The sequence below is a fragment of the uncultured Tenacibaculum sp. genome, from assembly GCF_947498805.1.
Taxonomy (GTDB): domain Bacteria; phylum Bacteroidota; class Bacteroidia; order Flavobacteriales; family Flavobacteriaceae; genus Polaribacter.
In genome coordinates this window covers 256,794-273,272 of the sequence record NZ_CANMLT010000003.1, presented here as the reverse complement: position 1 = coordinate 273,272, position 16,479 = coordinate 256,794, and the positions used below count along the sequence as shown (strand labels likewise).

Annotated in this window: 17 protein-coding genes; all 17 read right to left on the bottom strand. The window is 31.6% G+C overall.

What is annotated here, in order from left to right:
• Window positions 1–64: 64 nt before the first annotated feature.
• Window positions 65–286 carry a hypothetical protein gene (locus tag Q0873_RS07080; protein ID WP_299105430.1) on the bottom strand — a complete coding sequence of 74 codons (222 nt, stop codon included), beginning with the start codon at window positions 284–286 and terminating at the stop codon, window positions 65–67.
• 329 nt (window positions 287–615) lie between these two features.
• The gene (locus Q0873_RS07075) at window positions 616–1,311 is read right to left on the bottom strand and encodes an ABC transporter ATP-binding protein (protein ID WP_299105429.1); all 696 of its coding nucleotides are present in this window, start codon (window positions 1,309–1,311) and stop codon (window positions 616–618) included.
• A 16-nt stretch (window positions 1,312–1,327) separates the two neighbouring features.
• Window positions 1,328–2,794: a DUF5687 family protein gene (locus tag Q0873_RS07070; RefSeq protein WP_299105428.1), complete on the bottom strand. Its 1,467-nt coding sequence runs from the start codon at window positions 2,792–2,794 to the stop codon at window positions 1,328–1,330.
• A gap of 105 nt (window positions 2,795–2,899) precedes the next feature.
• The gene (locus Q0873_RS07065) at window positions 2,900–3,400 is read right to left on the bottom strand and encodes a DUF1761 domain-containing protein (RefSeq protein ID WP_299105427.1); all 501 of its coding nucleotides are present in this window, start codon (window positions 3,398–3,400) and stop codon (window positions 2,900–2,902) included.
• A 95-nt stretch (window positions 3,401–3,495) separates the two neighbouring features.
• Window positions 3,496–4,485 (bottom strand): DUF4837 family protein, encoded by a 990-nt coding sequence (locus Q0873_RS07060; RefSeq protein WP_299105426.1) that lies wholly within the window; start codon window positions 4,483–4,485, stop codon window positions 3,496–3,498.
• Window positions 4,486–4,547: 62 nt separating this feature from the next.
• Window positions 4,548–5,864, bottom strand: coding sequence for a lytic transglycosylase domain-containing protein (locus Q0873_RS07055; RefSeq protein ID WP_299105425.1), 1,317 nt, complete (start codon window positions 5,862–5,864; stop codon window positions 4,548–4,550).
• 97 nt (window positions 5,865–5,961) lie between these two features.
• Window positions 5,962–6,723, bottom strand: coding sequence for an exodeoxyribonuclease III (locus Q0873_RS07050; protein WP_299105424.1), 762 nt, complete (start codon window positions 6,721–6,723; stop codon window positions 5,962–5,964).
• A 69-nt stretch (window positions 6,724–6,792) separates the two neighbouring features.
• Window positions 6,793–7,449, bottom strand: a complete 657-nt coding sequence (locus tag Q0873_RS07045) for a 3-oxoacid CoA-transferase subunit B (protein WP_299105422.1) — start codon at window positions 7,447–7,449, stop codon at window positions 6,793–6,795.
• Between the two features lie 3 nt (window positions 7,450–7,452).
• Entirely contained in the window at window positions 7,453–8,154 is a 702-nt protein-coding gene (locus Q0873_RS07040; protein WP_299105420.1) for a CoA transferase subunit A, read from the bottom strand.
• A gap of 16 nt (window positions 8,155–8,170) precedes the next feature.
• On the bottom strand, window positions 8,171–10,468 hold the full coding sequence (locus Q0873_RS07035) for a transglycosylase domain-containing protein (protein ID WP_299105418.1): 2,298 nt from the start codon (window positions 10,466–10,468) through the stop codon (window positions 8,171–8,173).
• Window positions 10,468–10,920: a gliding motility lipoprotein GldH gene (locus Q0873_RS07030; protein WP_299105415.1), complete on the bottom strand. Its 453-nt coding sequence runs from the start codon at window positions 10,918–10,920 to the stop codon at window positions 10,468–10,470. The genes Q0873_RS07035 and Q0873_RS07030 overlap by 1 nt, the downstream gene beginning before the upstream one ends.
• 25 nt (window positions 10,921–10,945) lie before the next feature.
• The gene (ricT, locus tag Q0873_RS07025; protein ID WP_299105413.1) at window positions 10,946–12,427 is read right to left on the bottom strand and encodes a regulatory iron-sulfur-containing complex subunit RicT; all 1,482 of its coding nucleotides are present in this window, start codon (window positions 12,425–12,427) and stop codon (window positions 10,946–10,948) included.
• Between the two features lie 181 nt (window positions 12,428–12,608).
• Window positions 12,609–13,451 carry an alpha/beta hydrolase gene (locus Q0873_RS07020; protein WP_299105411.1) on the bottom strand — a complete coding sequence of 281 codons (843 nt, stop codon included), beginning with the start codon at window positions 13,449–13,451 and terminating at the stop codon, window positions 12,609–12,611.
• Window positions 13,452–13,559: 108 nt separating this feature from the next.
• Entirely contained in the window at window positions 13,560–14,036 is a 477-nt protein-coding gene (locus tag Q0873_RS07015) for a hypothetical protein (protein ID WP_299105409.1), read from the bottom strand.
• A 47-nt stretch (window positions 14,037–14,083) separates the two neighbouring features.
• Window positions 14,084–14,488, bottom strand: coding sequence for a hypothetical protein (locus Q0873_RS07010; protein WP_299105407.1), 405 nt, complete (start codon window positions 14,486–14,488; stop codon window positions 14,084–14,086).
• A 38-nt stretch (window positions 14,489–14,526) separates the two neighbouring features.
• Entirely contained in the window at window positions 14,527–14,958 is a 432-nt protein-coding gene (locus Q0873_RS07005; RefSeq protein ID WP_299105405.1) for a hypothetical protein, read from the bottom strand.
• Window positions 14,959–14,968: 10 nt separating this feature from the next.
• Window positions 14,969–16,396: a hypothetical protein gene (locus Q0873_RS07000; protein ID WP_299105403.1), complete on the bottom strand. Its 1,428-nt coding sequence runs from the start codon at window positions 16,394–16,396 to the stop codon at window positions 14,969–14,971.
• Window positions 16,397–16,479 lie beyond the last annotated feature (83 nt).

The following is a 16,479-nucleotide window of genomic DNA, read 5'->3' as shown; positions in this document are numbered from 1 at the left end:
AACAACATTACTTGTATGTTATTGTATGTAAAAGCGTAAAAATAGTAATAAAAATGGATTTTTATTAATTTACTTTATCACAATCAATATTTGAATATTTACAGCGCTCTTTATAGGCAATATTGAGCTTTTCTTTAGCTAATGAATTGTTTGGAAAATATTCTAAAGCTTTGTTGTATTGGTAAATAGCATTTTTATATTGTTTTTTAGCTAGCCACCTATCACCATCTTGAATAACGAAGTTGAATTTTGGTAAATATTTATCAAGGTATTCTTTTTTATTCAATTCATTATTTTTTAATACTTTTTCATTTGCAATTGCTTTGAAATAAATGAATAAACCAATACTTATGGCAGTAAAAGTAGTTAAAATTACAATTAAAGCTATTTGTAGTTTTCTATGGTCTTTTTGAATTTGTGTTCTTATGCTTCGCTTAACTCTGTTGAGTTGGTATTTGGAAACTTTTTTAAAGGAAAGTTCACCTTGATAAAGACCTTGTAGGTTCTTTTTTTTATCGTTTGGTGAATTTCCCTTTTTGAATATACTTTTCTTACGTAATAATTTTTGTTATTGCGAATTAAAGGTTGTATGTTTCCATATCCTCCGAACATTACTTATGCAGAAAAATAGCTCTCTAGCTCTTGTAAAGTTTCTTGAGAAGTATTAATGTCTTTAACTATGTTTCCTCTATCTAATACCACAATTCTTTCACAAACTTCAGTAACGTGACTTAAATCGTGGCTCGAAACCAATACTGTTACGTCTTTGTCTTCTGTAAGTTTCTTTATTAAATTTTTCAATCTGATTTGAGTTGTTGGATCTAAATTAGCAAAAGGTTCATCTAAAATTACAACTTGCGGATTTCCCATCATTGCAGCAACAATACCTGCCTTTTTTTGATTCCCCTTACTTAAATCACGTAAGTACTTTCTTTTACCTAATATTTCTCCATTAAAAAACTCTTCAAACTGCGCTAAAAAAGTTTTAACATCCGCCTTATTCATTCCTCTTAAGTCTCCAATAAAATCAAAATATTCATCTGGAGTTAGGTAACTAATTAAGAAGCTTTCATCAATAAAAGACCCTGTGAATGTTTTCCAATCTTCATTTTTGTTAACTACAACTTCGTTATTTATGATTTCTCCTGAAGTAGGGCGTATCAAGTCTAGTAACAAGTTAAATAAGGTAGTTTTTCCTGCACCATTATTTCCAACCAAACCAAATGACTGGCCTTTTGGTATTTCTATATTTTCAACGTTTAGTACTTGAGTTGATCCGTATTTTTTTGAGATATTATTTATTGTAATCATTGTCTGTTAAGTTAGGTTAGTCTTTTTGTTTAAATCCGTTGATGGTAGCATATTTATTTTGTTGATACTTTTTCTCAATAAAATTCATTAATGGTTTTTTAAGTAAAAAGAAAGTAACTCCAATCATTGCGATACTTATAATAGCTATGTTAAAACTAAAGAAATGGTTTATTAAGGCATATACTAATATTGGCATTAAAAGCACAGGAATCATAACAATGAATTGAGCGGCACTCGTTCCTTGAGTGTTTCCAAATCCACTTGCATCTAAGTCTATTCTTTTTTTGTTAAAAGCTCCCATATAAAGCATTACTAAAGGAGTGAACCCTAAGTTGAAAAAGAACCCAGCAACAATTAGAAGGTATTTATGAAGCCCAAAATAAAGGTATGGTGTACATAACACAAACAATACTACTGTCATAACAATCATTAAGTACCATTTGCTTTCTAAAAACTTACGATAAGAAAAGTTTTGACTCATATACATTCTATAATGTTCACTATCCCAAGCAGGAATAAATTGTCCATAATTCATAGCGAAACCTCCAGTCATAAAAATACAAGCATATAATTGCATTACTTCTGAATCTTTATACGATTCCATAGTAAAGAACATTAACCCGAAAAGCAAAAAGAAAAAGGACATGAAAAATACTGTTTTTGTTCTTTTGTTTCTCCAAATTAAACGCATGTCGTTTTTAATAAAAGGGGCTACACCTCCTAATTTATTTACAAATGATAAATCAGAGGTTTTTACTTCCTTTTCAACTGTTCGAATTGCGCCATCTAGATATATAACTTTAGATAATTCTTTAAAGTTTAAGTAGTATAATATTCCTACTAAAGGAACTCCAATCAAAGCTAATACAGGTGTTGTATATATTGTATAAAAGATGTTTCCAAAGATTCCTGCAACATCGAATAAGTTATATTTATAGGCAATACCCAAAACTCCTAGAAGAACAATTAGAACTCCTAAGGCAATATTATTTTTATTAATCAAAAAGTTAATGAAATTTAGGCTCAATGCTAACATAAGCATAAATAAAGTCCATCCTATAACCCCTGTTACATCATATTCTTTGATGATTAAAACCAATGCAAAAGGAATGTATAAAAAGAAAGAACCTAGATTAAAGAAAGAAAAAACAGACTTCGTTAAAATATAGTTTACCAACTTACTTTTCTTAATAGGTAAAAGAAGCATGGGTTTAATATCCATTATAGGCATCTTTTGCATTAAATAGCGAAAAATCAAATCAGAGATTATTAAGAAAATCAAGAACTGATTTACGAGCACAAAAGGATCTTTATCTGGGAATGTTTTTTCTAAGAAAAAGTAGCCACCAGCCCCAAGAGATAAAAAGGTAACTAAAAGATAAAGGGCAAAAAAGCCCATGATTATTTTAAGAGCTACATTTTTTCCGAAAGAAGCAGAACGAAAAAATTGTTTCCATTCTAAATTTAAAAAGCGTGTTATCATTTGGCAATTAATTAGTTGATATTCATAGGTAGCATAAAAAGTATTTTTGTTACAAAAAAAGCGTCAAAAAATTTGACGCTTATAATATTTTATGAAAAGAAAGTCTTATGCCCACTGACAAATAATACCTCCCATTAAGGCTAAAGTAACAGTCCAGTAACCAACATTGATGAATATATATTTGAATGATTTTCTTTCAAATAATGCTTTCGTACCTAAAACTGGTAGTACAAAGAATATTCCTGTAAGAACTCCGTGTAAAGCACCGTGTTTAAAGGTTCTAAAACGGTCTCCAAAATTACTCATGAATTCTTGAAAATATGCATAAGCTCCACCAGTTTGTTCCATAAAACCAGGGTCGCCAGCAAGTGTTGAGAACGCACCATATTGATGAATTACTAAGAACTGCATAAAAAAGGCAATTAATAAACTGAAGACAAAACTGAGTCCGAAAATTAACAGCATATTACCACCTTCTAAATCCTTTTGAGTAAAATTCATTTCTTTCATCCATGCCTTTTGAAAGAGCATTGGACCGTACCAAACAAATCCCATAATCATTGGAATAAAGGCAGCTCCTAAAATTGCTAAATAGTTTGTTTCCATTATAATAAAGAGTTTATAGTTAATGTAATCAAATATAACAAAAAAAGCATCAAATTTAATTTGATGCTTTTGTATATCAGTTATTTACGTCTTGGTTATAGCTTTAAAGATTTTGCTATTGCTTCAAGTTCAAATATAAAATCTCTCTTGTTAACAGAAGGAGCATAAGTAAAACCTTCAACGATAATTAAACGGTTATTTTTCTTATCAACTACAGTGTAATTTAAAAAAGGCCCCGCCATAAAATCATTTTTTACTTCCCATTTCCCACGAGTTTCATAGGCCTTTTTACCATTTATTTCTGCTTCAAAAGTATGTGGTGTGTAAGCTTGTTCGGTTATCATATACATTCCTTCTTTACTTCCAGGTATGTGCTGTTTACCAATAGTATCTCTCACAGCGGTAATGTTGTCTGCAACTTTAGTTTCATCTTCTAATGGCACACTGTATACTAAGATGTTATTACTTCCATCTCCTCGAGCTATACCACTCTTTAAATGTTGTCTCATCCATAAGAAGTTGCTAGAGTCTTTAACCATATTGTATCTTTTAGGAATATCAAGAGTGATTCCTAAATTTTGAAGTGTTTCAAATTTGGTATGATCTAATCTTTCTTTTTTAAAGATGTTTTGAATGAACTTGATATCTTCATCTTTAAAGATTTTCATGATTTCTTTTCCTCGAGTACGAATTAGGTTTGTCAAACCTGCTTTGTCTTTAGCAGTAACATAAACCAATACTTGAGGTCGAGCGTATTTATTTTTACTTACCTTAATTGACTCTTCTGCACCTTCTCTTAAAATTAAAACGGCTTTGTTGTTTCTCATAAATGAAACAAATCCAGAAGGATCTATTTGGCTTACAGATAAAAGCGTTTCTGGTTGTGGTAAACCAACTTGATGTTCTCCAAATACAGAACGAATTTCATCTCCTATTTGACCATTCCAATCGGCAGATTTTGTAACTACCAATATGGTATTGGTATTTCCGGTTGATGTAGGAAGTGTTATTTCAGTCTTTCCGCTTTCTTTACAGGAAGTAAGTCCTACTGAAATTATTGTGAGTAGTAAAAGTAGTTTTTTCATAATTGGTTTTATATTAATATGGTGTATGAATCTAGTTCACCAAAAATTGTTCCAGTTTTAAATTATAATCTTCTTGGATAAATACTTAAGCGTTGCCCAATTTTTAAGTTATTATTTCTTAAACCATTCCAACGTTTAATGTCTTTGACGCGAACGCCAAATTTATTGGCAATTTTACCTAAATAATCACCACTGCGCACTTTGTAACGGATTCGTTTATCCATTTCAAAATACTTTGGTAATGGTTTTTCGCGTTTGGCATCCATAGAGTCTGCTAAGGCATAAATTTCTTTTTCTTTGTCTAGATATTCGATGAGTTTTGAACGAGGAATTCTAACTGAATAATCTCTGTTTTTTACAAATGGAATAATGTCTAATTTATAATGAGGATTTAAGAAAGTAAGTAGGTCTGTCTCTATGCTTGTTTTTTCCGAAATTTGATCAAAACTAATGGTTCTTTTTATGCGAATGGTATCCGTTTCAAAATATTGTATTTTAGGTGATTTCGGATATAAATCGTGTTCTTTTGCATATTTAAAAATATACATAGTAGCATAAAATGCAGGAACATATCCAGCAGTTTCCCTCGGTAAAAAAGGACGAATATTCCAGTAATTTCTATAACCACCAGATCGTTTAATAGCTTTTAATACATTCCCAGGCCCAGAGTTATACGCGGCTAATGCTAAATCCCAATCTCCAAAAATCTTATATAACTGACTTAGGTATTTACATGCGGCAATAGTTGCTTTTTCTGGGTGCTGACGTTCATCTATATAAGAACTAATCTTTAGGTCAAATTGCTTTCCTGTACCATACATGAATTGCCATAATCCCATAGCTCCAACATAAGATTGTGCTCTTGGTCTTAAAGCAGATTCAACAATTGCCAAATACTTCATTTCTATTGGAATATTGTATTGGTCTAAGTGTTGTTCGAACATAGGGAAGTAATATTCGGCTCTTGCCATTAAGGCTGGATAATACTTTTTACGATGTTTTAGATAGCTATTGATAACTTTTTCTAAAGCCGGATTGTAAGCTAAATGAAAAGGAGTGTTTTCATCTAAAAGAGATAAGCGCTCTTTTAAAATATTTGAATCAATTTTCTTAAAGTCACCATTGGTAAACTTTAAGTCTTTATCATCTAACACATATTGAATACTATCAAATAGTGAAGAGTTAAAGCGTTCATCTATTAATAAACTATCAATTAACTTTAGGTCATTGTCAGTAAATAATTCTATGGTTTTGGTTGAATCTTTAGCAACAGCAATTGAGTCTATCTGTTTTTCAACAGTAATAATAGTGTCAATAGGTTGTTGTTGCGCAAAAATTGCTGAACAAGAAAGAAGAAGTAGTAAAAAGGTTTTTTTCATTGTATACTTTTAATATTGATAACCTTAACCTAAAATATATAGAGGAAGGTAATTTTTGTTTATCACATTGCGATTAAAAAGTATGGTTTGGTTGATTTTATAGATCTAATTCTACTGCAATAGGGCAGTGGTCTGAATGTTTTGCTTCTGGTAAAATATAAGCTCTAGAAATTTTATCTTTTAAAGGTTCAGTTATCATAGCGTAATCCAATCTCCAACCTTTGTTATTGGCTCTAGCATTTGCACGATAGCTCCACCAAGAATACTCTTGTCTGTCTGGGTTTTTAAAACGGAAACTATCTATAAATCCACTGTCAATAAAATTCCCTAACCATTCACGTTCTTCTGGTAAAAAACCAGAAACACCTTTCATTTTTGGGTTGTGAATATCTATTTCTTCATGACAAATATTATAGTCTCCACAAATAACTAAGTTAGGAATAGTCTTTCTTAGTTCGGTAGCGTACTCTAAAATTTCGTCCATGTATTTGAACTTGTATCCTAAACGTGCATCGTTAGTTCCAGAAGGTAAATACATACTCATAACAGATACGTTATCGAAATCTACACGAAGGTTTCTTCCTTCAAAATCCATAGATTCAATGCCAGTGCCATATTCAATATGTTTGGGTTCTTCTTTGCAAAAAATTGCTACAGATGAATATCCTTTCTTTTCTGCAGAAAACCAATAATGATATGGGTAACCGGCATTTTCAAATTCGGTTACATCTAATTGTTCTTTATGTGCTTTGGTTTCTTGAATACAAATTACATCTGGGTTAGCAGCTTCTAACCATTCAATAAATCCTTTTTTTAAAGCAGCACGTATCCCATTTACGTTGTATGATATTATTTTCATTTCCTCTCTTTATAAAACACAAAAACGTAAAGCAGGTACTTTACGTTTTTTTATATTCATATTATTTTGTTAAAAAGCCATTTCTGGAATCTCTCCATTAACTACCAAGTTTCCTTCCGTAGCTGCTTCAATTTCTGCTACAGAAACTCCTGGAGCTCTTTCTAATAAATGGAAAGCATTGTCTTTAATTTCTAATACGGCTAAGTTGGTAACAATTTTGGTTACACATCCTACACCAGTTAAAGGCAAAGAACATTCTTTTAATAGTTTCGATTCTCCACGTTTGTTGGTGTGCATCATGGCAACAATAATATTGTCTGCAGAAGCTACTAAATCCATAGCTCCCCCCATTCCTTTCACCATTTTCCCTGGAATCTTCCAGTTGGCAATATCTCCGTTTTGAGCAACTTCCATAGCTCCTAAAACAGTTAGCTGAACATGTTGACCTCGAATCATTGAAAAACTGGTTGCAGAATCAAAAATAGATCCTCCATCTAATACGGTAACCGTTTGTTTTCCTGCATTAATTAAATCGGCATCTTCTGTTCCTTCAACAGGAAAAGGTCCCATTCCTAATAGTCCATTTTCAGATTGAAATTCAACTTCAATTCCTTCAGGAATATAATTAGCAACCAACGTAGGAATTCCAATTCCTAAATTTACATACCATTTGTGTTGTAGTTCTTTGGCTATTCTTTGTGCTATTTGTTGTTTACTTAATGCCATGACTTACGATTTAGGAGTTACTGTTCTTTGTTCAATTCTCTTTTCATACTTCTCTCCTTGAAAAATACGTTGTACAAATATTCCTGGGATGTGAATTTGATTTGGATCTAATTCTCCTGCAGGAACTAATTCTTCTACTTCAGCAACCGTAATTTTTGATGCTCCACACATATTTGGATTAAAATTACGTGCAGTACCTTTAAAAATTAAGTTACCAGCGGTGTCTCCTTTCCAAGCTTTCACAAACGAATAATCTGATTTAAAAGCAGGTTCTAAAACATACATTTTGCCATCAAATTCACGAGTTTCTTTTCCTTCAGCTACTTCAGTTCCGTAACCAGCAGGCGTATAAAAAGCAGGGAATCCTGCTTGAGAAGCTCTACATTTTTCAGCTAACGTTCCTTGCGGAGTTAATTCAACTTCTAACTCACCAGATAGCATTTGACGCTCAAACTCATCATTTTCTCCTACATAAGAAGAAATCATTTTTTTGATTTGTTTGTTTTGTAATAATAAACCTAAACCAAAATCATCAACACCTGCATTATTGGAAATACAAGTAACATCTTTTATTCCTAATCGTACCAGTTCTGCAATTGCGTTTTCTGGAATTCCACAAAGACCGAAACCTCCTAGCATAAAGGTCATTCCGTCTTTAACTCCAGCAACTGCTTCCTGTACGTTATTTACTTTTTTATTTATCATTTTAGTTGTGTGTTTTTTAAAATTCGGTGTCGTCTTCCTCTTCTATCTTTTTCTCAATTTCTTCTTTGGTTTCTTCAACCTTAGTACAATCAATATTAATGGTTAGTTCCTCTGAAGGTTTTTCGAAATCTTCTGCGCTAATGTTTAATGTTTTATCAGCATAACATTTTTGCATATACAATGCCCAAGATGGTAATGACATAACCGCTCCTTGACCAAGACCAATACCGTAGAAGTGAGTTGCTCTATCTTCACCACCAGTCCAAACACCCGTAGCTAGGTTAGGAACAATTCCCATAAACCATCCATCAGATTGGTTTTGTGTAGTACCTGTTTTTCCTGCAATTGGATTGGTAAATTTATAAGGGAAACCTGTAATAGCATTTTTACGTGAGTTATAACTTGTTCGTAAATATACCCCAGAACCAGACTGCGTAACACCTTTCATTAGATCTAAGATTACATAAGAAGATTCTTCACTTAAAACCTCTTTTGTTCTAGGTACAAACTCTTCTAATACAGTTCCATTTTTATCTTCAATTCGTGTAATCATCATTGGGCTTACACGTAATCCTTTATTGGCAAAAGTAGCATAGGCACTAGTCATTTCGATAAGTGAAAGTTCTACTGAACCTAAAGCTATAGATGGGTTTGCTTCAATTTTTGATTCTATTCCTGAGGATTCTGCCAAACGAGCAACGTTCACAGGTTCTACCATATCAATTAATTGTGCTGTAACAACATTGGTAGAATTTGCTAAAGCTTGTTTTAATGTTAACTCTCCTCCGTATTTGTTATTAGAGTTCTTAGGTGTCCAATCTTCTGGCATTCCATATTTTTCCTTTGGAATGGTATATGGAGTGTTTGGAAGTTTATCACAAGGAGACATTTTTAACTGATTGATAGCTGTAGCATATACAAAAGGTTTAAAAGTAGATCCTACCTGACGCTTTTGCTGTTGTACAGCATCGTATTTAAAATATTTATGGTTAATCCCTCCAACCCATGCTTTAATGTGTCCTGTTTGAGGTTCAATTGATACTAATCCAGAGCGTAAGAAGTGCTTGTAGTAAATAATTGAATCATATGGAGTCATTACTGTATCACGGTCTCCTTTCCAGGTAAATACAGTCATGTCAGTTTCAGTCTTGAAATTCTTTTCAATTTCTTTCTCTGATTTTCCTGCTGCTTTTAATCGTTTGTAACGTTCAGAATTTTGTTTTGCTCTTCTTATAATTCTGGCAATCTGATCTTTCTCTAAATCATAAAAAGGAGCAGTTCTATTTTTCTTTTGCTCTTTATTGAAAAAACTTTGCAAATTAGCCATATGTTGCGTCAAAGATTCTTCTGCATATTGTTGCATACGAGAATCAATGGTAACATATACCTTTAATCCGTCTTTATAAATATTATAAGGTTCACCATTTGGTTTTAGATTGTTCTTAGCCCAACCTTTTAAGAATTGCTTTACATTTTCTCTAAAATAAGTTGCTAAACCATCACTATGACTTTCTGGTGTAAACTTAATTTTTAATGGTAATTTTTGAAGAGAGTCTCTTTCTTGCTCTGTAATAAACCCGTTTTTTGCCATTTGAGAAAAAACAACATTTCTTCGGTTTAATGATTTTTTCTTTGAGCGTTCTCTGTGTGGATTGTATTGGCGTGGGTTTTTTAGCATGGCTACTAAAATTGCCGACTCTTGTAAATCTAAATCTCTTGGCTCTTTACCAAAATAAATACGAGAAGCAGAACGAATACCAGTTGCATGAAACAAGAATCCTTGTGTATTTAAATACATGGTCATAATTTCTTCTTTGGTATACTGACGTTCTAATTTTACAGCCACTACCCATTCTTTTACTTTTTGAGAAAGTCTTTTTAAAAGGTTACTTGACCCTCCTTTGTTGAATAAGTTTTTAGCCAGCTGCTGTGTAATTGTACTAGCTCCTCCTTTTCTACCAAAATTAGCAACGGCTCTAGCGGTACCTTTAAAATCAATACCAGCATGATCATAAAAACGTTCATCTTCTGTAGAAACTAAAGCTTTTACTAGGTTAGGAGATAGGTCTTTGTATAGGATGGGAGTTCTGTTTGCTTTCACATAGTATTTTCCTAAAGTTTTACCATCTGAAGAAATAACTTCAGTTGCTAAATCACTTTTAGGGTTTTCTAATTCTTCAAAAGTTGGAAGTGCTCCAAAAGCTCCCCAAGATGCTAATAAAAAGATTAAGCAAACGAAAAGTAATCCACCTAAAACGATTCCCCAAAACCATTTGATAAACTTGCTAAAATTTGTTGTTTTTTTCTCAGCCATTATTGTGTTTTTTCAATTCTAAATCCTACGTCAGTAATTCCATCTAAAGATGCTACTCCTTCAACTTCACCATTTTTTCTCATCGATTGACGAACGCTAAAAGTATATTCTCCTGATTTAGGAAATGTTATGTTTTCTTTATAAAAAAGTTTATTTTCTTTAATATCTGTAAATCCCTTTCCTAAAAATTTACCAGTTACGTCGGTCATGTCATACTCTAAAGTATCAACAATTTTTTGACCATCTGGAAAATCCATTTCTGCAATTAAAAACAAATTACTAAAAGGATAGTTTTTGTTGTTTCTTAGGTTAATAAAAAGATTTTTCTTTTGAACAGTATCGTTTATTGAAAACAAAAATGTAACAGTATTTTGTTTGTTCCAACTTGCTTTTGGAATAGATGTGTACTCATCAAACTCTTGTTTAGAATCACATGAAGTAAAACTAATCATGAGGAATGCTATCAAAACATAAATACTATTTCTCTTTATTTCCAGCATTTTTATTGTTGTTGTTATTTTGTCTTTTATTCGGATTTCTCCTTTTTTGATTGTTTTGTTTTTTGCTCTGAGGCTGATTTTGTTTTTGTGTACCTTCTGGTTTAGGCTTGTTGCTCCTCTGTTTGTTGTTATTGTTATTTCTGTTGTTTTTTCTAACAGGTCTCTTGCCTTCAGTACGTTTGTTTTCTGGATTGTTATTTTTCTTTCCAGAATCTTTTCTCACCGGTTTGTTCTGAGTCTTGTTGGAATTTGAAGGCTTATTTGAATTTGATCCTTTGTTTGTTGGTTTGTTCGTGTTTGAACTCGTCTTTTTATTGACTGGTTTTCTTCCACGTTTTCTATTTCTCCTTGGTTTCTTAGGAGTATCAAAACGAGTTAAACTATCTTGACCAACTACGTTTTCAAAATCGATTTTAGCTTCTTCAAGTATTTCAGCTTCATACTCTTCTAACGGAGAAGACACTTCGTTATTCTCATTAAGTTCAATAATTTCATGAACTTGTTCTAATGATAACTTAAACCACTTAAAACTTTCTTCTTTATAAGTATACCAAAGAAGCTTTTTAAAGATGTCCATTTTTACAAAAACAGCATCTCCTTTTTCGGTTTTTAGTACCAAGTCTTGTTTAGGAAAACTATCTAAAGCTTCTAAGTAAGTGTCTAGTTCAAAGTTTAAACAACATTTAAGCTTTCCACATTGCCCTGCAAGTTTCAACGGATTTAATGATAATTGTTGATAACGTGCCGCTGCAGTATTTACTTTTCTAAAATCTGTTAACCAAGTAGAGCAACATAATTCTCTACCACAAGAACCTACACCTCCTAAACGAGCAGCTTCCTGACGCATTCCAACCTGACGCATTTCTACTCTAATAGAGAAAGCACTTGCTAAATCACGAATTAACTGACGGAAATCGACTCTGTCATCTGCTGTGTAGTAAAAAGTAGCTTTGGTCCCATCACCTTGAAACTCTACATCTGAAAGTTTCATTTGAAGACCAAGCTTGCTTATAATTTCACGACCTCTACGTTGTGTTTCAGGTTCGCGATCTCTTGAAGCTTGCCAAACGTCAATATCTTTTTGACTTGCTTTTCGATAAATCTTTTTTACATCTTCACTGTTTTCTTCTACTTTACGTTTCTTCATTTGAACCTTTACAAGTTCACCTGCTAAAGAAACAATACCAATATCATGGCCTGAAGAACCTTCGACAGCCACAACATCTCCCATAGAAACAGAAGTGTTTTGCGTGTTTTTGTAAAAATGTTTTCGTCCGTTTTTAAAACGAACTTCATAAATATTAAAAGGAGCTTCACCTGAAGGTAAAGTCATATTCGATAACCAATCAAAAACAGCTAGTTTATGTCCGCTTCCACATGTTCCTGTCCCGCAATTTCCGTTACTTTTACACCCGTTTGGAACGCCGCTTTTGTTAGTTGAGCAACTGCTACAACCCATTTTATGTATATATTTTATAAATATTTTTTAAATCTGATTTTGAAGTCAGTATCAAAAAATATGTTAATCATTGATTTTTAGTTAGATAAAGTTTCTCTTTTTGAAACGATTTCTAACCAGTAAAGATACAGATTCTACTGGAAAGAGAAAATGCAAATTTTAGTTAATACGGGGTGTAGAATTATTTTGATAGAAAACCAATACAAGTTTGTATGGTTTCTTCTAATTCTAAGGGTAAAAAATGTTCTTTCCATGGGTGTCTAGCGTTAAAAACATGGTCGGCATTTTTAATAATTTTAAAAGTGCTATTTGGGTTCCATTCATGTTGGAGTTCTCCTTCTTTTATAAAAACCGAAGTATCATTATCTCCATGAATAATTAAATGTGGAATCTGTAGTTTTTTAATGGCTGATTCAATGTTTAAACGGTGTTCGTTTTGTTTAAAATCTTCGTAAAACTGATAAAAATGTGGCATTTTTTGTTTGGTTCTACCATTTAAAACGTATTTAACGCCTTCTTTTTTCCATTGTTCTAAATCACCAATTGTAGCAGTTCTTTTTCCAAAATCACAAACACCAGCTAGGGTAATCACCTTGTGTATCTTGTTGTTTTCTGAAGCTTTAATAGTTACTATACCGCCACCTCTACTATGACCGATAAGTGTAATATCATTGATGTCTGCTTCTTGTGTGATTGTGTCATTATGGTATAACCAGTCAATTACTGTTTCTAGATCATCAAGTTCTTTGGTGTAGTTATTGTTCCCAAAAGCTTCTAGGTCTGGGAAATCTATAGGTTGTTCTATAGTACCTCCGTTATGAGAGAAATTAAACTTCACAAAGTAAAATCCGGCATTTGCAAACGATGTAGCCATTAAATTCCAGGCGCCCCAATCTTTAAATCCTTTATAACCATGACAAAAAATAATGATGGGTTTTGAGGTGTTGGTTTCTTTATAAAAAGTGTCTACAAGAATGGGTTTGTTATGTGTCCCTTCTAAAACTTGATTGATGTTTTTTTTCATAGGTGGTACAGTTATGAGCAATAAAAATAAAAAAAGTGCACCAATATTTTGATGCACTTTGATAGTATTATGATAAGTTGAAATTATACAAGGTTTAACTTGTGTTGTTTATTTCTTTTTAAAATGAATTTCGGTTCTATTTTCAAGATAATTATTAAATAGAGTTATGGATAATGAATCTTTGTTCCATATGATATAATGGATGTTTGAGTCATGTATATTTCCTTTTTCTAATATTGAAGATTTTTGTTTGATTTCCTCTTCAAATTCATTTTCCTTTCTTATAGAATAAGAGATAGACGAATCTAATTTTTTGTTTAGAAATACATTATGGTCATTACCATATACTTTTATTAGCTCTTTATAGGCGGAGGTATTAAATTTTCCTTTAAAAATCACATAAACTAAATCGATATTTTCGTCTTTGTTTGTTAAAACCAAAACTTTACTAATGTCTTTGTTAAAAAACGTGACTTTAGTAGCATCAATAAGATAAGTGTCCGTGTCTGTTTTTTTTAAAGCTCCTAAAAATAGAACAGAATCAATTTTCTTTCCTAAAATTTCATCAAAATTATTGGTCATCATTAGAATAAATATGAAGTATATACTTTTAGCGAATTTTCATGTTCTAATTAATGCAAAGGGCTGTTGTCTTCCTTTAGATAAGCTTTAATTACTATTGAATCTCCTTTTTTTACGTTCAGGTTTTTCAATTCAAGAGGGAGTAATTGAACGAAATAAACCCCTATGGAATGCTTGCCTTCACCAACTTCAAATATTTTCTTTTCAGAAAAATATATGTTATTTATTTTGACAAAGGCTGGTATACTTTCTTTTAATCTTTTATCATATGTCTTTATGGTTATCCATGAACCTAACGAATCAAAAGTTTTAATTTTTTCTATTTTGTATTGACTTTTTTCTTGTTTCGATGTATTTCTGGTACCTGAACATGAGAAAAATAAACTAATGAGAATTATATATGCAGAACTATTTGCACTTAGTGCTTTTAGAACCCTCTTTGGCATGTCTTTCATTTTGTGCTGAAAAATAATGTGATTTGGTATAATAAAGACTACTCCAAATAAATTGGTTTAGTTTTCCATATTTTATAGTTGTTTTTGTATTTGATTATAAAATGAACATTGGAGTTATAGTCATTAAATATTTGATTTAGAAAATCTTTGTTAGCTCTTAGTTTTTCTATAGAATTTAACTCTAAATGATCAATTTTTTTTAGAATTCCCCATTCTTTATATGATTGAAATTCATAAAATAGAGGCTGTTGAGGTTGTTTGCTTATAACTACCTCATTTGAATATTCTGTTTCAGAAAAACTTCTTTTATTTTTCATTAATACTTTGATGCTAAAAAAGGTTTTGTCTTCTTTTATCTTGATTACCGGTTTATCCTTTTTTTCAATTAAAATGAAATAATTAATTTCCTGCGCATTTGCATAAAAAAAAGTAACCAACATTAAAAGAAATAAACTTAAATTATGCTTCATATTTTATTTTTTATATACAGCTTTCACTTCCTTTTTTTATAAAGTTACTTACCGTATTGTTTATTTTGTTTTTTTCTTGGTCTGATAAAGAATTCCATGCAATGGTACCTTTGAGACCTGTCCATGCTAATGAATTATAAATGTCTTCCGATAATCCTGGTTGAAACTCTCTTAGAAAACCTCCTATTATTGAAGTATAGTGCGAGGCCATTTGTTGATGTTGAAATCCATTTACTCCAAATCTTGAATAATAATCTATCATTCCTGAATAATCTCCATTGGATAGCATCGTTTTAAGTAACTTAACATCAATAGAGCCATGATTACTTGCTAAAGATATCATTTTTCTAAACATTTCGGCATGTATAGTTTCATGAATAATAGTTCTTACTATAGATAAGTTAGGTCTATTAAGTCTATTTTGATTTATCTTAATATCAATAACAAAATTTTTTGGAGGGGAGGTTTCAGCATTAATATTCAATGGTAAATCACTCAATTTAAACCTTAAATGACTTACAGGGAAATCACTATCAAATTTGCGTATCATATTTTTGAATTCTGAACTTGAATTTAATAATTTCTCATATAAACATTTAGTTTTACCAGTAAGTTCATTAATGATTTTATCCTCTTCTGACCACCATGGTTTAATATCTTGAAGATTAAGTTCATTTGGATTATTGTTGCTTGAATTCGAATTATTACTAGAAGAGCCTGCTCCATTTCCTAGATTGTCATTATGACCTAAACTCCAATCAATTGGGTTTTTGATATTGCTACTGGGGGTGCTCCATGTTTCATAAGTAGTAGAAGACCCACCTCCTGTAGTGCCACCAACGCAAACACAATCTAATAAGGTTCCTACATCCCAGCCATCCATGATAAGTTCTACAACTTCTAAAACAGAAGTAGAACAAGAACAACCGCGATTAGTGCTTTTATTGGTAGTATTTAGTTCTTTTAATGTTTGAATATAATTTCCATTTTGATATTGATAAACCTCTATAAAAGCACCTTTAGTATCATGTTTAAAAATATGTCCTGAAAACTCTTGATTATTGGAGCTTTTATCATAAACTAAGGTTAAAATATAGGATTGTATCTTATCCTTGTTTTTAATAGAAGCTAGTAAAGATTTAAAACGTTTGTTGCTGTTATACTCAATTGGGGTGTAGAGAATATTTATGTTGTCTTTAAATTCTTTTGTGGTGGATTCTGTCCAAAGGATATCCAATTTTTTTTCTGTTTTAAATTGGGAGTCTTTGGATAGTGTATTTTGTTCAAAAACTTTTTTAGTTTGTTTTATGGGTGGAATAGAAAATTCACTTTTATAATCCTGAATAAATTTGTCTTCTTTTTCGCAATTCCATAAAAAACAGGAGGTTCCTAGTAAAAGGATTCCTAGTTTGAGTAAGGTTACTTTTCTTTTTTTCATATGTTCCAGTTTAAAAATTGATATTCTTTTTTAAATGGAGAGTATTTTATAGAGAGTACGTGTAGTAGTTTGTATGCTTAGGT